The sequence below is a fragment of the Variovorax sp. Soil_C_19 genome (assembly GCF_057657255.1).
Genome location: NZ_JBDGIV010000006.1, coordinates 212,211 through 228,720, shown reverse-complemented (window position 1 = coordinate 228,720; position 16,510 = coordinate 212,211). Strand labels below are relative to the sequence as shown.

The 16,510-nt window shown below is 69.3% G+C and carries 18 protein-coding genes; 9 read left to right on the top strand and 9 right to left on the bottom strand.

The genetic code is table 11. The features are described 5' to 3' along the window. Window positions 1-36 precede the first annotated feature (36 nt). Window positions 37-804 (bottom strand): alpha/beta fold hydrolase, encoded by a 768-nt coding sequence (locus AC3A6R_RS15390; RefSeq protein WP_487864803.1) that lies wholly within the window; start codon window positions 802-804, stop codon window positions 37-39. Between the two features lie 57 nt (window positions 805-861). Then, window positions 862-1,431: a TetR/AcrR family transcriptional regulator gene (locus AC3A6R_RS15385; RefSeq protein ID WP_487864802.1), complete on the bottom strand. Its 570-nt coding sequence runs from the start codon at window positions 1,429-1,431 to the stop codon at window positions 862-864. A gap of 90 nt (window positions 1,432-1,521) precedes the next feature. On the opposite strand from AC3A6R_RS15385, the gene AC3A6R_RS15380 reads away from it, so the two are divergent. Then, window positions 1,522-2,691, top strand: a complete 1,170-nt coding sequence (locus AC3A6R_RS15380) for an FAD-dependent monooxygenase (RefSeq protein ID WP_487864801.1) — start codon at window positions 1,522-1,524, stop codon at window positions 2,689-2,691. Window positions 2,692-2,697: 6 nt separating this feature from the next. On the opposite strand, the gene AC3A6R_RS15375 is transcribed toward AC3A6R_RS15380, so the two are convergent. The 5 genes from AC3A6R_RS15375 to AC3A6R_RS15355 all read right to left on the bottom strand — a co-directional run bounded on the left by AC3A6R_RS15375 (window position 2,698) and on the right by AC3A6R_RS15355 (window position 8,587). Further along, on the bottom strand, window positions 2,698-3,426 hold the full coding sequence (locus AC3A6R_RS15375) for a TerC family protein (RefSeq protein ID WP_487864815.1): 729 nt from the start codon (window positions 3,424-3,426) through the stop codon (window positions 2,698-2,700). A 120-nt stretch (window positions 3,427-3,546) separates the two neighbouring features. After that, entirely contained in the window at window positions 3,547-4,956 is a 1,410-nt protein-coding gene (locus AC3A6R_RS15370; RefSeq protein WP_487864800.1) for a sensor histidine kinase, read from the bottom strand. Next, on the bottom strand, window positions 4,943-5,617 hold the full coding sequence (locus AC3A6R_RS15365) for a response regulator (protein WP_487860407.1): 675 nt from the start codon (window positions 5,615-5,617) through the stop codon (window positions 4,943-4,945). The genes AC3A6R_RS15370 and AC3A6R_RS15365 overlap by 14 nt, the downstream gene beginning before the upstream one ends. A gap of 49 nt (window positions 5,618-5,666) precedes the next feature. Then, window positions 5,667-7,364, bottom strand: coding sequence for an FxLYD domain-containing protein (locus AC3A6R_RS15360; RefSeq protein ID WP_487864799.1), 1,698 nt, complete (start codon window positions 7,362-7,364; stop codon window positions 5,667-5,669). A gap of 89 nt (window positions 7,365-7,453) precedes the next feature. After that, on the bottom strand, window positions 7,454-8,587 hold the full coding sequence (locus tag AC3A6R_RS15355; RefSeq protein ID WP_487864798.1) for an SMP-30/gluconolactonase/LRE family protein: 1,134 nt from the start codon (window positions 8,585-8,587) through the stop codon (window positions 7,454-7,456). Between the two features lie 133 nt (window positions 8,588-8,720). On the opposite strand from AC3A6R_RS15355, the gene AC3A6R_RS15350 reads away from it, so the two are divergent. The 3 genes from AC3A6R_RS15350 (at window position 8,721) to AC3A6R_RS15340 (ending at window position 10,168) form a co-directional block, all read left to right on the top strand. Next, entirely contained in the window at window positions 8,721-9,005 is a 285-nt protein-coding gene (locus AC3A6R_RS15350) for a YlcI/YnfO family protein (protein ID WP_487864797.1), read from the top strand. Continuing rightward, window positions 9,002-9,322: a type II toxin-antitoxin system RelE/ParE family toxin gene (locus tag AC3A6R_RS15345; protein ID WP_487864796.1), complete on the top strand. Its 321-nt coding sequence runs from the start codon at window positions 9,002-9,004 to the stop codon at window positions 9,320-9,322. Before AC3A6R_RS15350 ends, AC3A6R_RS15345 begins: the two co-directional genes overlap by 4 nt. 105 nt (window positions 9,323-9,427) lie before the next feature. Continuing rightward, window positions 9,428-10,168: a competence protein CoiA gene (locus AC3A6R_RS15340; RefSeq protein ID WP_487864795.1), complete on the top strand. Its 741-nt coding sequence runs from the start codon at window positions 9,428-9,430 to the stop codon at window positions 10,166-10,168. Between the two features lie 39 nt (window positions 10,169-10,207). Here AC3A6R_RS15340 and AC3A6R_RS15335 read toward each other — a convergent pair whose 3' ends face one another. Beyond that, entirely contained in the window at window positions 10,208-10,477 is a 270-nt protein-coding gene (locus AC3A6R_RS15335) for a type II toxin-antitoxin system Phd/YefM family antitoxin (protein WP_487864794.1), read from the bottom strand. Between the two features lie 188 nt (window positions 10,478-10,665). Here AC3A6R_RS15335 and AC3A6R_RS15330 point away from each other — a divergent pair, with 188 nt between their 5' ends. Genes AC3A6R_RS15330 through AC3A6R_RS15320 form a run of 3 tightly spaced genes read left to right on the top strand, consistent with a single transcriptional unit; the run spans window position 10,666 to window position 12,989 of the window. Further along, the gene (locus tag AC3A6R_RS15330; RefSeq protein ID WP_487860412.1) at window positions 10,666-10,947 is read left to right on the top strand and encodes an iron uptake protein; all 282 of its coding nucleotides are present in this window, start codon (window positions 10,666-10,668) and stop codon (window positions 10,945-10,947) included. Window positions 10,948-10,978: 31 nt separating this feature from the next. Beyond that, on the top strand, window positions 10,979-12,676 hold the full coding sequence (locus tag AC3A6R_RS15325) for a PepSY-associated TM helix domain-containing protein (protein ID WP_487864793.1): 1,698 nt from the start codon (window positions 10,979-10,981) through the stop codon (window positions 12,674-12,676). Then, window positions 12,669-12,989, top strand: coding sequence for a DUF3325 domain-containing protein (locus tag AC3A6R_RS15320; RefSeq protein ID WP_487864792.1), 321 nt, complete (start codon window positions 12,669-12,671; stop codon window positions 12,987-12,989). The genes AC3A6R_RS15325 and AC3A6R_RS15320 overlap by 8 nt, the downstream gene beginning before the upstream one ends. Before the next feature lie 20 nt (window positions 12,990-13,009). Here the strand turns inward: AC3A6R_RS15320 and AC3A6R_RS15315 are convergent, their stop codons facing one another. Beyond that, on the bottom strand, window positions 13,010-13,843 hold the full coding sequence (locus tag AC3A6R_RS15315; protein ID WP_487864791.1) for an IclR family transcriptional regulator: 834 nt from the start codon (window positions 13,841-13,843) through the stop codon (window positions 13,010-13,012). A 135-nt stretch (window positions 13,844-13,978) separates the two neighbouring features. Here AC3A6R_RS15315 and AC3A6R_RS15310 point away from each other — a divergent pair, with 135 nt between their 5' ends. Further along, on the top strand, window positions 13,979-15,712 hold the full coding sequence (locus tag AC3A6R_RS15310; RefSeq protein WP_487864790.1) for an FAD-dependent oxidoreductase: 1,734 nt from the start codon (window positions 13,979-13,981) through the stop codon (window positions 15,710-15,712). Next, complete coding sequence (locus AC3A6R_RS15305) at window positions 15,709-16,485, top strand: SDR family NAD(P)-dependent oxidoreductase (protein ID WP_487864789.1); 777 nt, start codon at window positions 15,709-15,711, stop codon at window positions 16,483-16,485. Before AC3A6R_RS15310 ends, AC3A6R_RS15305 begins: the two co-directional genes overlap by 4 nt. Window positions 16,486-16,510: the final 25 nt, after the last annotated feature.

Below are 16,510 nucleotides of genomic sequence, written 5' to 3'. Positions count from 1 at the left end.
TTCCGTTGATTCGAAGCGCAGGCCCTCCGGGTTACATCAGCGCAGGCCGGGCTCGCCCGACGCGGCCATCCAGTCCCACAAAAGGCCCGGCGCTTCGACCATCACGTTGTGCCCGTGCGGGCCGATGTCGCGCGCCGCCGGGTCGAGCGTGCGGGTCTGCGCGAGCGTGACCAGCGCATCGCTGCCGCCGCGGCCGAGCTGCACCGGACAGCGCGCGAGCCCGGCCAGCTCGGCCAGCGGCGGCTTGCCGACCGCATTGGCGCCAGGGTCCATCGCGAGGCGCCAGCCGTCGGCCTCGTGCACGATGCCGCGCGCGGCCACGGGCGATCCGGCGGCTGCGAGGCCGGCCAGGCCCGAGACCTTGAGGTAGCGCTCCCACGCTTCGCCTTCGGTGGCGAACCGCTTGGCGGGTTGCGCGGCGAGCGTCGCCATGCGCTGGAGTTCCTCGTCGCTCCACGCCGCCTTGATGCCGGCACCGAAGACCCGGTGTGGCAGCACGCCGAACCAGCCGGTGGCCAGCGCTAGGCCGACCACGCCGCCCAGCGAATGGCCCAGCACGACCAGGCGGCCGGCGGGGTCGGCATGCGGCAGCACCGCGCGCGCCACGGTCGCGGCCAGCTGGCCGATGGCATACGACGCCTGCCGCGCGGAGTGGCCGTGCCCCGGCAGATCGACCGCGAGCCAGCGGCCATGCCAGTGCGCGCCGGCCTCGGCCACGAAGGGCGACCAGACCGCGCCGGTCGCGCCCATGCCGTGCAGCAGCACGAGCAGGTCGGGGCCTTGGCCGCCTTGTTGGGTGTGCATCTCGACGGTCTCCATGCGGGTTCGATGGGGGAAGAATAGTCGAGGCCGCAGCGACCGTCAGGCATCGAACAGGTACGCCTGAACCGTCGCCCCGACACGCCGCACCAGCTCTGCGCGCTTCAACCCCACGACCGGCGGCAGCCGGAGCACGTAGCGGCACAGGGCCAGGCCCAGGATCTGCGTCGCGATCAAACCCGCGCGTGCCGCCGCCGCCGAACGCGGCTCGCCGCGCAGCCGGGCGATCAGCGGCACGAGCTGGGTCGAAAAGATCGACTGCATGCGCTCGGCGGCGGCCTCGTTGGTGACGGCCGCTCGCAGCAGGGCCATCAGCGTTTCGTCGCCGTCCCAACGGTCGAGGAAATGCGTCACCAGGGCCGCGCCGACCTGTTCGCGCGCCAGCGCGCTGAGGTCGGGCAGGCGCAGGTCGAATTCTGCGGCCGCTGCGAACAGCCCCTCCTTGTTGCCGTAGTAGCGCATCACCAGGGCGGGATCGAAGCCCGCCGCGGTCGCGATCGCGCGAATGGTCGCGCCTTGGTAGCCATGGGCCGCGAAGTGCTCGCGGGCCGCCGCAAGGATGGCGGCGCGCGTGGCGTCGGAACGGCGAGGTGATGCAGCGGTGTCGGCCATGCCGAAGTATATGTCAACGGGTGTTGACAAATGCCGAGGGCGGCCTACCATGTCAACAACCGTTGACTAAAATGCTGAAAGGAAACCGCCATGCCAGACACCGCTTCCGCCGACACTGCCTTCGACGCCGACGTCCTGATCGTCGGCGCCGGTCCCACCGGCCTCACGCTGGGGCTGGCACTGGCCGCGCGCGGGGTGCGGGCGCTGGTGGTCGATCGCCTTGCCGAGGGCGCCAACACCTCGCGCGCCGCCGTCGTGCATGCCCGGACATTGGAGGTGCTGGAGCCGCTCGGCGTTGCCGCCACGCTCGTCGCGCAGGGCCTGAAGGCGCCGCGGTTCACTGTGCGCGATCGCGACCGCGTGCTGGTGCCCATCGCCTTCGACGGGCTGCCGACCCGGTATCCGTATGCGTTGATGATTTCGCAGGCCGAGACCGAGCAGGTGCTGCTGGCGCGCTTCATGGCGCTCGGTGGGGGGGTGTTGCGCCCGCGGCAGCTCGTCGACCTGGCGCAGGAGGCATCGGGCGTCAGCGCCACGCTGGACGACGGCAGCCGGCTGCGCGTCCGCTACGCGGTGGGTGCCGACGGCATGCACAGCACGGTGCGCGAGCGGGCCGGCATCGCGTTCGACGGCGGCAGCTATGGCGAGTCGTTCCTGCTGGCCGACGTCCGCCTCGGCGGCAACCTGTCGGCCGACGAGGTGATCCTCTATTTCTCTCCGGCCGGCATGGTGGTGCTCGCGCCGCTGCCGGGCGGCATGCACCGCATCGTGGCGACGGTGGCCGACGCGCCCGAGCAGCCCGACGCGGCCTGCGTGCAGGCGTTGCTCGACGCGCGCGGCCCGCAGCGCGTGCGTGCGGTGGTGCAGGAGGTGGTGTGGGGCTCGCGCTTTCGCGTCCACCATCGCATTGCCGAGCACTATCGCGTGGGCCGGATCGTGCTTGCCGGCGATGCGGCGCATGTGCACAGCCCCGCGGGTGGGCAGGGCATGAACGCAGGCATTCTCGACGCCGTGCGACTGGCCGCGGCGCTGGTGGATGCGCTGGCCGGCGATGCGTCGGCGCTCGACCGCTACGGGCGCGAGCGCCGCCCCATCGCGCAGCAGGTGGTTGCGCTGGCCGACCGGCTCACGCGGCTGGCGACCGTGCGGCCGGCCTGGCGCATGCCGCGCAACCTGCTGCTGTCGGCGTTGTCGCGGCTGCCGTTCGTTCGCCGCGATCTCGCGATGCGGTTGTCCGGCCTGGTGTACCGCCAGCCGTGATCGTGTTCAGACCGCGGGTTGCTTTTCGGCTTCGTGCTGCGCCTCGGCCTCGCTCTGCGCGCGGCGCTGCGTGCGCCGCATGCTCAGCCACTTGCCGATGGCCACCACGAACATCGCGCCGAGCGCGGGCACCACGCGGTGCAGGCTATGGCGGTCGGCCACCCATCCGGCGATGGCCGGGTCTCCGATCGCCATCTCGCCGGCCACCCAGCCCAGCAGCGCGGCGCCGAGCATGATGATGATCGGAAAGCGGTCCATCAGCTTCAGGATCAGCGTGCTGCCGAAGATGATGAGCGGGATGCTGATCACGAGGCCGAAGACCAGCAGCGGCACGTTGCCCTTGGCCGCGGCGGCCACGCCGACGACGTTGTCCAGGCTCATCACGAGGTCGGCGAGCACGATGGTCTTGATGGCCCCGGCCAGGCCCGAATGGCCTGCGAGGTCATGCCCGTCGTCCTCCTGCTGCAGCAGGCCGACGCCGATGTACAGCAGGAGCGCCGCGCCCACCAGCTTGAGGTAGGGCAGGGTGAGCAGATAGACCGCGAAGAAGGTCAGCACCACCCGCAGCACGATGGCGCCGACGCTGCCGAACAGGATCGCCTTCTTCTGCTGCGCGGGCGGCAGCGAGCGGGAAGCCATCGCGATGACGACCGCGTTGTCGCCACTCAGCACGATGTTGATCAGAATGATCTGCGACAGGGCGATCCAGAAATCGGGGCTCGACAAAAACGACAGCACGGCGGCTCCTCGGTGGAAATGGGTTCGGAACCACACGCGGTTCCGTCATCCACGAGCGTAGGCGCCTGGGCTGTCGCCTTTCTGCCGCCCGGCTGACAGCGGGCTAACGGCAAGCTGTCAGCCAGCTGACAGTGCGCGCGGGTTGCGCAGCGGGAAGAACACGCTGAAGGTGTTGCCCACGCCGTCGGCGTCTTCCTCGAGCGTGATGCGCGCGCCGTGCAGCGTGGCGATCTCGCTCACGATCGCCAGGCCGAGGCCGCTGCCGTCCTCCTGAGTGCCCAGCAGGCGGTGAAAGCGCTCGAAGATGCGGGCGCGTTCCTCGACCGGAATGCGCGGGCCGTCGTCGTTGATGGCGAGGCGGCACTGGTCGTCGCCGACCTGGCTGGTCTGCACGGTCACGTGGCCGCCGGGCTGGCTGTAGCGGATTGCGTTGTCGATCAGGTTGTTCACCAGCTCGCGCAGGCGGTCGCGGTCGGCATCGATCGTCAGCGCATGGTCGGCGCCCTCGAAGCCGAGGTCGATGTTGCGCTTGAGCGCCTGCGGCACCCATTCCATGCTCACCTCGAGCGCAAGGGCATTCAGGTCGAGCGGCTGCAGCTGCATCGCGTCGAGCGCGCCCGGCTCGTTGCGCGCGAGCGAAAGCAGCTGGCGCACCAGCCGCGAGAGCCGGTCGGCGCTGATGTAGAGCTGCGTGAGCGAATGGCGCACGCGCTCGGGGTCGTTCTCGCGCAGCGCCAGTTCGATCTGCGCCTTGAGGCCACTGACCGGTGTCTTCAGCTGGTGGGCGGCGTCGGCCACGAAGCGGCTCTGGAAATCGAAGGTGCGCCCGAGCCGGGCCATCAGTTCGTTCACGTCGTCGACCAGCGGGCGCACCTCGCCCGGCACGTCGTGGGTGTCGATCGGGCTCAGGTCCAGGTGCGAGCGGTCCGACACCGCGCGCCGCAGCCGCAGCAGCGGCGCGAGCCCGCGCGAGACGCCGAACCAGACCGCCGCGGTGGCCATGACGATCAGGGCCAGCTGCGGCAGCACCACGTTGGCGACCATTTCCCAGGTCAGGCGCGAGCGCTTGTGCAGCGTTTCGGCCACCTGCACGCGCACGCGCGGCGGGCGCGCCTCGGGTCCGGTGGGCATCCAGGCGTCCATCATGCGCACCGGCTCGCCGTGCACGGTGGCGCCGTAGAAGTCGGGCCCGGCCGCCTTCGGCGCGCGCGGCGCGGGGAGCTGCGCATCGCCGCCCAGGTGGTTGCCCGCTTCGTCGACGACGCGAAAGAAGATCCGGTCGTCCGGGTCCACGAGCAGGATGTCGGCCGCGGCCTGCGACAGCACGAGCCGGGGGCGGTCGCCTTCGCGCTGCACATGCATCGCGATCTCGCGGCCGACCTCGTGCAGCGCGCGGTCGTAGGCAATGTTGGCGAAGCGCAGCGAATTCCAGTAGGCCGCGCCTGTGTCGAGCACCAGCAGCAGCGCGAGCGGCCCGAGCAGCCAGGCCAACAGCTTGCGCTGCAGGCGGGGCTCAGACCGGTTCATCGCTGCTGTCGATCAGGTAGCCCATGCCGCGCACCGTGCGGATCTCGCAGCCGAGCGGCTCGAGCTTCTTGCGCAGCCGGTAGACGTTGACCTCGATCGCGTTGTCGCCGACCTCGTCGCCCCAGCCGTAGAGATGGTTGACCATGTGCTCCTTGCTCACCACGCGGCCCGCGCGCATCAGCAGCAGCTCGAGCAGCGCAAGCTCGCGCGGCGACAGTTCGACCGGCCGCTTGTCGTGGAACACGCGCCGGCCCACGGTGTCGAAGCGCAGCAGGCCGTGTTCGAGAAACGGCGTGGAGCCCGTACTGCGGCGCAGCAGCGCGCGCACGCGGGCCTCGAGTTCGGGCAGGTCGAAGGGCTTGGCGAGGTAGTCGTCGGCGCCGAGGTCGAGCCCGTGCACGCGGTCGGCCAGCGTGTCGAAGGCGGTGAGCATCAGCACCGGCAGGGTCGACTTGCGCGCCCGCAGGCGCTTCAGCACGTCGAGCCCGCTCAGGCCGGGCAGTCCGATGTCGAGGATCGCGAGGTCGTAGCTGCCGGCGGCGAGCGCATGGTCGGCCTCCTCGCCGGTGGAGACGACGTCGACCGCGTGGGCGGACTGCACCAGCGCGCGCGAGAGCGCGTCGGCCAGCACCCGGTCGTCCTCGACGAGCAATATGCGCATGGCGTGTCTTGTCTTCCTGCTTTGTGTGCTTGGCGCAGATGCTACGCGCCTACTCGCTCTGGAACAGCGTCTCCACTTGCGCGAAGTCGCGTCCGAACTGGTCGACCTTGGCCTGGAACGGCACGCTCTCGCCGGGCGCGATGGCCGGCAGGTTCTCGAGCAGCGTGAAGCCGGCGAGCTTGCCGCCGGCATCGCGCAGGCTGACCCAGAGCCGCACCTTGCGCACGATGGACTGCGTCGGGTTGGCCACCGTGCCGCTGACCTCGACGTACTTGTAGGTATAGCGCCGGCTGAAGTTGACCAGCACGCTGCTCGTGTCGGCGCGCGTGTCGGTCACGCGCACCTCCAGCGGCACGCGTGGGCCGGGCAGTGCGGCGCGGCGCATCGGCTTCCATTCGGCGCGCGTCGATGTGATGCGCCCGTTGCGGTGCGGCTCCAGCAGCACCGGAAAGCGCTCGCCGGGATAGAGGTAGGCCGGCCCGCCGACGGCCGTGGTGCCGTCGAGCCGGCTGCCGTCGTAGCGCGACACGACCGCGCCGGGCGACATCGCGATCGCATCGGTGCTGCGGTTGACGACCTCGGTGAAGTAGACCGGCCGCTGCGTGGTGTCGCGCGCGGCAACGAGCGGCAGCAGTTCGATCTGCGCCGCATCGAAACGCTTGGATTCGTCGGCCAGAAGGTCTTCGCTGCCGAGCCGCAGCGCGGGGTGGAAGCGCTCGGGCGCCGCGGCGGTGCGGACCACGCGCTGCGTGCTCAGCACGCGTGTGCGGCCTTGCTGCGCGTTGTCGGCCAGGTGGTAGTCGATGCGGTAGTCCCAGGCCGCGACGGGCGTCTCGGGGTTGCCGATGCGCGTCACGCGCACGTCCATCGCGCTGCGTTCGCCCGGTGCGATCTCGCTCGCCTGCGCGTAGCCGCGGCCGAAGCCGATCACCGCGCCGGCATCGTCGTACACCGTGACCAGCGCCTCGGCACCGGCCAGCATGGCGCGGTCGGTGCGGTCGTTGACGATGCGCCCGACCAGGCGCAGGTTGTCGTCCTGCTGCACCAGCCGCACGCGTGTGAACCTGAGCGCCGGCCCCTCGACGCTGCGATAGGGCGCCGACAGCGGCCCCACCACCTGCACCTCCTGGCGCGTGACGTTGCGGTCGCCTGCCGGCATGTCGATCAGCACGGGCGCGCTCTCGCCGGGCGCGAGCATGCCGATGGGCAGCGTCTCGCTGCGCTCGCCGATGCGGCTTTCGCCGTCGTAGAACACCGCCTTGATGGCCGGCCGCTCGAGCGGCATGCCGGTGTCGTTGCGCGCCACCACCAGTAGCCGCGGCTTGGCCGAGTTGCTGCTGCTGCCCGCCAGCACCTGGCGCGGGGTGTCGAGCTTGAGTCCGTCGACGGGGATGGCGCGCGGCGCCGCGGCCGTCACCGGCCGTGCGGCGGGCGCAGGCGATGACTCCCGGCCACTTCCGACGAACACCATGCCGGTGATCAACACGGCCGCGAGTCCCACGACCGCCGCCGCGGCGATGCCGATGGACTTGCCCGCATGCCGCTGGCGCGCCGACTGCTCGGCTGCGAGCCGGCGGCCGGCTTCGTCCTTGACCTGTTCGAGCACGCGCTCCAGGCGGTCGGAGACGTCGTCTTCCACGATCGACACCGAGCCGCAGTGGGCGCAGGTGTACTGGTTGAGCCCGGAGCGCTGGAGCACGCCGCTGCCGCATTCGCCGCACTTGAGCGTTTGCAGGTTGATGGTCACAGGGATTTTCCTCGTTCGAGAGAGCGCGCGGCGCGAGGGTGCGCAGCCGCGCGCATCTTAACGAGACGAAGGAGAAGGCGCGCGCTGGCTCAGGACGGCGCTGCGCTCTGCGTCGCCGTATAGACCGCGTAGAGCGACTGGCTCGCGGCCATGAAGAGGCGGTTGCGCTTGGGGCCACCGAAGCACAGGTTGCCGCAGACCTCGGGCAGGCGGATGCGCCCGATGAGCCGGCCTTGCGGGTTCCACACCGTCACGCCGCTGTAGCCGAGGTTGCGCCCGGCATTGCTCGAGCACCAGAGGTTGCCGTCGACGTCGGCGCGCACGCCGTCGGGGGCGCATTTCACGCCGTCGACCATGAAGTCGCTGAACCGCTGTCCGCCGCCCAGGCGGTTTTCCGCGCCGACGTCGAACACGTACATGTCTCCCTTGCCGCCCGTGATGGTGTCGCCCGGCCCCTGGCCGGTGCTCACGATGTAGAGCTTCTTGAAGTCGGGCGAGAAGCACAGGCCGTTCGGGTCGGGCACGATGTCCTCGCCGGCCACCTGCGCGAGCGTGCCGTTCTTGTCGAGGCGGTAGACGGCGGTCGGCAGCTCGCGCTTGTACGCGCCGATCTCGGGCGGCTGTCCCAGCCGCGGGTTGAGCCGGCCCGAACGGTTCGCGGGCCCGCCCGGCGCATCGACCGCGCCTTCATAGAGCTGCGCGCCGTAGGGCGGGTCGGTGAACCAGTAGCTGCCGTCGGGATGCGCCACCACGTCGTTCGGTGAATTGAGCCGCTTGCCGTTGAAGTGCGAGGCCAGCACCGTGGCCGAGCCGTCGAGCTCATAGCGCACCAGCCGGCGCGTGAGGTGCTCGCACGAGAGTTGCCGGCCCTGGAAGTCGAAGGTGTTGCCGTTGCTGTTGTTTGACGGCGAGCGAAACACGCTCACATGCCCGTCGTCCTCGCTCCAGCGCAGCTGGCGGTTGTTCGGAATGTCGCTCCACACCAGGAAGCGGCCCACCCCGTTCCAGGCCGGCCCTTCGGACCACAGCGCACCGGTCCACAGCCGCTGGATCGGCGCGTTCGGCTGGCGCAGCGCGTCGAACGCCGGGTCGACCGTGAGCACGTCGGGGTCGGTGAAGTAGGTGGTCGGCGCGCCGTTCGGGCCGAAGTCGCGCGGCGGCTGCGTGATGGTGCTCGGCGGCGAGGGGCGATGCGGTTTCGAATCGAGTGCTTCCGTTTTCATGTCTCACTTCATGGCGTGGGGGTGAAAGATGCAGCGAACCGAGGGATCGAAAAAGCGGTGGATGCTACGCGTTGTCGATGCGTGTCACCATCGTGGCTGGCGCCACGCATCGCATCTGCGATACAATTTTCAGATGAAGACTGCAACGCTTCCTTCTTTGAGAGTCGAACCCGCATTCCGGGCCGAGGTCGAGTCGGTCCTGACGGAAGGCGAGACTTTGTCGGAGTTCGTCGAGGCGGCGGTCCGTGACGGAGTTCAGCGGCGCCGCATCCAAGATGCCTTCATCGCCCGGGGCTTGCAAGCTCGCGATCATGCTCGGCAGAATGATGACTATGTCAGTGCAGATGCAGTTCTGCAGGGCTTACAGCGCAGCCTGGACATCGCGCGGAGCGCGACATCGCGCAGCTTGAAAAAGTGACGTTCCGGGTTCGCTTCACGCGCCATGCCCAGGGCGATCTTCAGCGGCTCTTCAATTTCATTCTCGAAAGAGGAGCAGCCCGCCCTGGAGGTGGAGACTTCATGCTGGCAGAGAGTGCCCTGGCCGCGATCCAGGCAGGCATGGAGACGCTCAAGAGCTCACCCTTCACCTGCAGGAAGGCCATCAACAGTCCGTTCTTGCGTGAGTTGGTGATTTCTTTCGGACATTCAGGCTATGTGGCATTGTTCGAGATCACCGATGCTTCAACCATCGACGTGCTTGCGATTCGTCATCAGCTTGAGGATGACTACCACTGAGCCCAGTGAATGCGGGGCCATGTAGCGCACGAGGCGCAGCAATAGCGACGAATACTCGAACATCCGAAGCCTCCTGTGCTCACAGCCCTTCGCCAATCCGACGGAATGAAGCTGGCGGCGCGCGACGCCGAGCGGCCTGACGCGCCTTTTCTCTGCGCGGCCTGCGCTGCGGAGATGACGCTGCGCAAGGGCCCCGTCCGCATCCACCATTTCGCGCACAAGGCGCCGACATCCTGCCGGGCCGCGGCGGGCGAGACCGAGGACCACTTGCTCGTGAAGCTCGCTATCCACGACGCGCTACGCGGGGAGGCCAACGTCAGCGGCGTCGAGCTGGAGAAGCGGCTGCCCGGTGCGATCGCCGACATCTTCGCGCTCATCTCCGGCGTTCCCGTGGCCATCGAGGTGCAGCGCAGCGTGCTGGGCATCGCGGGCATCGAAGCGCGCACCGCCGCCTACCACCGCCTCGGCATCGCCGTGGTCTGGGTGGCGCTGCCCGAAGGCCGGCTGGACTTCGACCGGTACAGCCCTGCGGCCTGGGAGCGATGGTGCCATGCGGCGTACTTCGGGCGCGTCTACTACTGGCAGCAAGGGCAGCTCCTGCGGCCGGTTCACTTTGCGCCGTTTGCGCTGCACGTGCCGCAGCAGACATGGCGCAGGGCGGGGCGCGAACTCACGGCCGGCGGCTATGACCGGCGCTCGAAGCTCTGGATCACGCCGATGGCGGGCAGGCCGGTGTGGCTGTCGGCCGATTTTCAGCGGCGCGTCCGGCCGGCATGGGCCGGCGGCAAGCTGGCGATCCCGGACTGCACGCTCTTCGTCGACCGGCAGCCGAACTGGTGGGCGTAGGGCGCATCGCGCGCCGCGCTCGCCGGGTTCACAGGCTGCTCACCAAGTCCTGAACTCTTCCCCGAACACGCCGATGCGTTCGACGAGATCGTTTTGTGCAGCGATCCAGTCCTTGTATGTCTTGTCAAATTCTCCCTTGTGCAGGGACCGCGATTTCTTCAGCGCCAAAGCCTCGAGTTCGGCGAAGCGCGCAGCCGAAACGATGACCGCGACCGTGCGATCGTTCTTCATGACGTGCACGGGCTCGCGCTCGGCTTGGAGGAGGTAGTGGCCGAACCGCTTCCTGACTTCCGTGGCACTGATCTGCATGGGTGAACTCCTCAATCGGTGGGCTATTTTTAGCGATTCGGCAGGACCTCGCCGCGCCAAAGTCGCCCGCGACATCCTCCGCTCCGCAGGGACATCCACCGCCAAGCCACCTCGGCGCCCCTACAATATGAATGCGACTCGCTCGCATTCTCTTTGACCACCCCTTTCAGCGCATTCCGATTTTCAAGATGACGCCCTTGCACATTGCATCGCGCGTGGCCGCCAGCCTGCTGGGCGGCTACGCATTCGTCTGGGGCTTCGTCACTTTGGGCATCGCCTTGCTCCTCGCGACGGGCGTGGGCTATGAAGATGCCCGGCTGATGTGCAACCTGCTGGCGTTCCTGGTGTTCCTGGCCTGCTTCTGCTGGGCCTTTGCCGCGGCCAGCCTGGCGCGCGTGTGGGGCGTGCTGGCGGGCGGGGGCGCGCTGATGACCGGCGCGGCCTGGCTGCTGCTCGGCGCCTCCCGCTGAGAGCGAGCAAGAGAAAGAAAGAGAAGAAGTCATGTTCCAGTCCTTCCGCCTGTCGATGGCCTGGCTGCACACCTGGTTCGGCCTGGTGCTCGGCTACGTGCTGATGATCGCGTTCTTCTTCGGCTCGCTCTCGGTCTTCGACCGCGAGATCGACCGCTGGGCGATTCCCGAAACGCGCTTCGAGCCGCAGGTGATGCCCTCGTTCGACCGCATGCTCGAACCGATCTTCAAGACCATCGGCCCCGACGACGACGAGCTCGAAGCGGCGCGCGCACGCGTGGGCGGCCCGCTGCCGAAGGACATGCCGCTGATGAACTGGAGCGCCTACACCACGCACCGCGACCCGGTGCTGCAGATGTTCGCCGAGTACGCGGTCACCAACAACCCGGACGACCCCGACGACCACGTGCACGGGCACGTCACGATCGATCCGCGCAACGGCGCCGTGCTGCCGCACGACCAGCTGAAGATCGGCAGCCAGTTCTTCTATCCGCTGCACTACAGCCTGCACATCGAGTGGAAATCGGTCGGCTACTGGATCGTCGGGCTGGCGGCGCTGGTGATGCTCGCGGCGCTGGTCAGCGGCGTGGTCATGCACCGCAAGTTTTTCCGCGAGTTCTTCACCTTCCGGCCCGGCAAGCATGTGCGGCGCAGCATGCTCGACCTGCACAACCTGACCGGCGTGGTCGCGCTTCCGTTCCATTTCATCTTCGCGCTGTCGGGCCTGACGATCTTTGCGGGCATCTACCTGCCGGTGTCCGAGACCATGCTCAAGCCCGAGGCGCAGGCGCATGCGATGGCCGACGCCAAGGCCAAGGGCCTGGCCTTCAAGCCCGCGGGCGTGGCCGCGCCCATGGCCTCGGTCGACGCGATGGTGGTCGAGGCCAAGCGGCGCTGGGCTGCGCGCGACATGCCCGGCGAGGTCGGCTTCCTGCACATCAGCCACGTCGGCGACGCCAACGGCTACGTCAGCATCTACCGCGCCGGCAGCGACCGCGTTGCGCTGGTGGGGCAGGCGGTGCACTTCGAGGCGACCACGGGCAAGGTCATCCTCGAGGAGCCGCCGCCTACGCCGGTGGCCAGCATCAACAACTTCCTGACCGGGCTGCACCTGCAGCACTTCGAGCACTGGCTGCTGCGCTGGTTCTACGTGCTGGGCGGCCTGCTGGGCTGCGCGTGCATCGCGACCGGCTTCTTCTTCTTCGTCGAGAAGCGCAAGGCGCAGCATGCGAAGCAGGGCAGCCGCGCCGTGCGCTGCGTCGATGCGCTGGCGGTGACCACGGTCACGGGCATGGTGGTCGCGGCCCTGGTGATGCTGGTGGCCAACCGCGTGCTCCCCACCGACCTCGCGCACCGCGGCGACTGGGAGAAGTGGGCCTTCTGGGGCAGCTGGATGCTGGCCTTCGCGCATGCCGCCTGGCGCAGCGCGCCCGTGGCCGAGGCCCGGCTCGCGCCGGCCTGGCGCGAGCAGTGCTGGGCCATCGCCGTGCTGGCGCTCGCGGCCGTGGCGCTGAACTGGATCACCACCGGCGACCACCTGGGCAAGACCCTGGCGCAGGGCTACTGGCCCGTGGCCGGGTTCGACCTGGCGCTGCTGGTGAGCGCGGGCCTAGCGGTGCTGGCCGCGCTGCGGCTGCGCCGGCGCGAGCGGCAGGGCGTGGTGGCACCCACGGGCGGCGGCGGCTCGCTCAGGCCGGTGCCGATGGCGGAGGCCGACCGCCATGGCTGAGGCCTTGCTGCTGCTCGCGGCCGTGCTCGCCAATTTCGCGGGCATGGCCTGGCTGGCGCTGGCGATGGAGGCGCATTGGGAACAGGTGCGCGGCAGCACCGCGAGGCCGCGCGCGGGAACTGCGGCAACCATGCGCCTCGCGGCCGTGGTCGCGATCGCCACGGCGTTCGTGCTCTGCCTGCGCGCGGACCATCCGACGATGGCGGTGCTGGTGTGGATCATGACGCTGACCGGCGCAGCCGTGACGGTGGCCCTTGCGCTGGCCTGGCGTCCCGCGGTGCTGGCGCCGATGGTGGCGTGGGTGCGGCGTTGAGCCGCGCCTGACGCGCCCGGCTACCCCACCCGCAACGGCTGGTGCCCCAGCCGCTTCGACACCTCGACCCCGCAGGCCTTCACCGCCTGCGCCTGGGTGCCGTTCCAGTCGGTGTCGAACGAGCGTGAGCGCCCCATCAGCGTGATGCCGAGCACGATGTTCCCCGAATAGTCGAACACCGGCGCCGCGAACGAGCAGACGCCGGGCGTGGGGTTGTTCACGGTGCGCGAGACGCGGTGCTTGCGCACTTCGGCGAGCATGTCCTGCAGGTTGTCGGCGCCCACGGGCGCGGCGATGTCGGGCCCGAGGCGGCGCTCGTCCTCGAGCAGCGATTCCTCGATCAGCTTGGCCGGCAGGTAGGCCGCGAACAGCCGTCCGGTGGCCGTGCCCGCGAGCGACATCACGGTGCCGGTGCGGATGTTGGTGTGCAGCGGATAGATCGCGTCGAACAGAAACACGATCGTCGGCCCCTGGTTGCCCCACACCGACAGCGCCACGCTGTGGCCGGTCTCTCGGGCCAGGTTCTCGGCAAATGGCGTGGCCTCGCGCACCGGGTTGAGCATGCGCAGCGTCACGAGTCCGAGCTGCATTGCGGTCGGGCCGAGCCAGTAATAACCGGTCGACGACTCCTGCGTCACCAGCCCGAGCTTCGAAAAGCTCACCAGATACGGATGGGCCTTGCCGGGCGCCATGTCGGCGGCCTTGGCCAGTTCCCGAAGCGGCATCGGCCGGCCGTGCGCGCCGAGCGCCAGCAGCAGCTGGCCGCCGGCCTCGATCGACTGGATGCCGCGTCGCTCCTTCTCTGCGCTCGCGTCGTTGCTCTCGCTGTCGCTGATGTCGGCGGATGGGCCCATGTGTGTCTCCTAATTTTTCGATTCTATCTAGCCAGTTAGTTCAGGGTAAATCATTAGATAGAACAAGATGCGTTAGCACCATACTAACGATGATGGATCGCCAGGTGCGATCCGCATGGCAAGGAGAGACGGTCAATGAGTGAGCAGCAAGCAGCGACGTACGACGTGCTGGTGGTCGGCACCGGTGCGTCGGGCATGTCGGCCGCGGTCACGGCGGCGCACCACGGGCTCAAGGTGCTGGTAGTCGACAAGGCGCCGGTCTACGGCGGCACCACCGCGCGCTCGGGCGGCTGGCTGTGGATTCCGGGCACGCGGCTCGCAAGGGAGCAGGGCATCCACGAGGCGCCGCGCGCCGCGCGCGCCTACCTGCAGCACGAAGCGACCACGCATTTCGATGCGGCGCGGGTCGACGCCTTCCTCGCACACGGGCCCGAGGCGATCGATTTCTTCACCGACAAGACCTGCGTGCAGTTCGACATGCCGCCGGTCTTTCCCGACTACCACGCCGAAGCGCCGGGCGGCCAGCAGGCGGGCCGGTCGATGGTCACGCGCCCCTTCGATGCGCGCGAGCTCGGCACCCGTGTGAAGCAGCTCGCGCCGCCGGTGCCCGAGCTGACCGTGTTCGGCATGATGTTGGGCTCGGGCAAGGAGCTCTGGCACTTCCTGCGCGCGTTCAAGTCGCTCGAGTCGTTCTGGTATGTGGCCAAGCGCTTCGGCGGCCACCTGCTCGACGTGCTGCGGCATGGCCGCGGCATGACGCTCACCAATGGCAACGCACTCGCGGGCCGGCTCGCGAAGGCCGGCATGGACCTGGGCATTCCGGTGTGGCTCGATGCGCCCGTGGAGCGGCTGATCGTCGAAGGCGACGCGGTGGTCGGCGCCACCGTGCTGCGCGAGGGCCGGCCGGTCGAGGTGCGCGCGCGCCGCGGCGTGGTGCTGGCTTGCGGCGGCTTTCCTTATGACGTCGAACGCCGCAAGGCGCTGTTCCCCCATGCGCCCACGGGCCGCGAGCACTACACGCCGTCGCCTGCGCTCAACACCGGCGACGGGCTGCGCCTCGGCGAATCGGTCGGCGGCTGGGTCGACGCCACGATCCCGAACGCGGCGGCTTGGTGCCCCACGTCGGTCACGCGGCGCAAGGACGGCTCCGAAGGCGTCATGCCGCACTTCATCGACCGCGCCAAGCCCGGCGTGATCGCGGTGACGCAGAACGGCCGCCGCTTCACCAACGAAGCGCTCTCGTACCACGACTTCGTGCAGCACCTCGTGAAGGCCTGCGCGGGCGCGGCCGAGGTGAGCTGCTGGCTCGTTTGCGACCACAAGCACCTGCGCCAGTACGGCATGGGCTGCGTGGCGCCGTTCCCGCTGCCGATCGGCCGGCACCTGCGCAGCGGCTACCTGAAGCGCGGGCAGACGCTGGCGGAACTCGGGCGCGCCATCGGCGTGCCGCACGCCGCGCTGCAGGAAGAGGTCGAGTGCTTCAACCGCGATGCGGCCCAGGGCACCGACACCAAGTTCGCCAAGGGCAGCACGGCCTACAACCGCTTCCAGGGCGATTCGCTGGTCGCGCCCAACCCCTGCATGGCGCCGATCCAGCAGGGGCCCTACTACGCGATCAAGATCGTGGTCGGCGAGATCGGCACCTTCGCAGGGCTCGCGACCAATGCCGCCTGTCAGGTGCTCACGCGGGCCGGCGCGCCGGTCGCGGGGCTCTATGCGGTCGGCAACGACGCCGCCAGCATCATGGGCGGCAACTACCCGGGCGCCGGCATCACGCTGGGCCCCGCGCTCACCTTCGGCTACATCGTCGGCCAGACGCTCGCGGGCCAGCTGCAGCAACCGCAGCCCGCAAGGATTTCGCACCCATGAACATTTCCGAACAGATCGCACCGCGCGTGCTCGGCGGCCGCACCGCACTCGTCACCGGCGCAGGGCAGGGCAATGGCAGGGCCATCGCCATGGGGCTCGCCGCGGCCGGCGCGCGCGTGGTGGTGACGGACCTGAACGAAGACAACGCACGCGCCGTCGCGGCCGAGATCGAGGCCGCGGGCGCCAGGGCCTTCGCGTACCAGCTCGACGTGACCTCGCCCGAAGCCTGCCGCGCACTCGCGCGCACGGTGGCCGCCGAGGTGGGCGCGATCGACGTGCTCGTCAACAACGCCGGCATCATCATCCGCGAAGGGCTCGACAGCCCCGAGGCGGCGGCCAACCTCGCGCGCACGCTCGACGTGAATGTGATGGGCAGCTTCCATCCGCTGCAGGCGTGGCTCGAAGCGCTGCGCCGCAGCAAGGGCGTTGTCATCAACGTGGCATCGATCGCATCGAGTGCCGGCATTCCCAACGCGGTGGGCTATTCGCCCTCGAAGGGCGCGGTCAAGCTCATGACGCAGGCGCTCGCGGTCGAGCTCGCGAAGGACGGCATCCGCGTCAACGCGATCGCGCCCGGCGTGATCGACACGCCGATGACCTCCTACACGCGCGAAGCGCCCGAGCGGCTCGACCGGTTCATGCAGCGCACGCCGATGGCGCGCGTGGGCCAGCCCGAAGAGCTCGTCGGCCCGGTCGTGTTCCTCGCGTCGGAAATGGCCAGCTACGTGACCGGCGTGACGCTGCCCGTGGACGGCGGCTTCCTCGCTTCCTGATCCTCAAAAACCACAAGGAGACACA

Bases quoted from the DNA above. Each gene is read 5' to 3' on its own strand.
- AC3A6R_RS15335 (WP_487864794.1), bottom strand. From the start codon at position 10,477: ATGCAGATCAGTGCCACGGAAGTCAGGAAGCGGTTCGGCCACTACCTC.
- AC3A6R_RS15385 (WP_487864802.1), bottom strand. From the start codon at position 1,431: ATGGCCGACACCGCTGCATCACCTCGCCGTTCCGACGCCACGCGCGCC.
- AC3A6R_RS15350 (WP_487864797.1), top strand. From the start codon at position 8,721: ATGAAGACTGCAACGCTTCCTTCTTTGAGAGTCGAACCCGCATTCCGG.
- AC3A6R_RS15330 (WP_487860412.1), top strand. From the start codon at position 10,666: ATGACGCCCTTGCACATTGCATCGCGCGTGGCCGCCAGCCTGCTGGGC.
- AC3A6R_RS15355 (WP_487864798.1), bottom strand. From the start codon at position 8,587: ATGAAAACGGAAGCACTCGATTCGAAACCGCATCGCCCCTCGCCGCCG.
- AC3A6R_RS15390 (WP_487864803.1), bottom strand. From the start codon at position 804: ATGCACACCCAACAAGGCGGCCAAGGCCCCGACCTGCTCGTGCTGCTG.
- AC3A6R_RS15315 (WP_487864791.1), bottom strand. From the start codon at position 13,843: ATGGGCCCATCCGCCGACATCAGCGACAGCGAGAGCAACGACGCGAGC.
- AC3A6R_RS15320 (WP_487864792.1), top strand. From the start codon at position 12,669: ATGGCTGAGGCCTTGCTGCTGCTCGCGGCCGTGCTCGCCAATTTCGCG.
- AC3A6R_RS15325 (WP_487864793.1), top strand. From the start codon at position 10,979: ATGTTCCAGTCCTTCCGCCTGTCGATGGCCTGGCTGCACACCTGGTTC.
- AC3A6R_RS15310 (WP_487864790.1), top strand. From the start codon at position 13,979: ATGAGTGAGCAGCAAGCAGCGACGTACGACGTGCTGGTGGTCGGCACC.
- AC3A6R_RS15340 (WP_487864795.1), top strand. From the start codon at position 9,428: ATGAAGCTGGCGGCGCGCGACGCCGAGCGGCCTGACGCGCCTTTTCTC.
- AC3A6R_RS15380 (WP_487864801.1), top strand. From the start codon at position 1,522: ATGCCAGACACCGCTTCCGCCGACACTGCCTTCGACGCCGACGTCCTG.
- AC3A6R_RS15305 (WP_487864789.1), top strand. From the start codon at position 15,709: ATGAACATTTCCGAACAGATCGCACCGCGCGTGCTCGGCGGCCGCACC.
- AC3A6R_RS15365 (WP_487860407.1), bottom strand. From the start codon at position 5,617: ATGCGCATATTGCTCGTCGAGGACGACCGGGTGCTGGCCGACGCGCTC.
- AC3A6R_RS15370 (WP_487864800.1), bottom strand. From the start codon at position 4,956: ATGAACCGGTCTGAGCCCCGCCTGCAGCGCAAGCTGTTGGCCTGGCTG.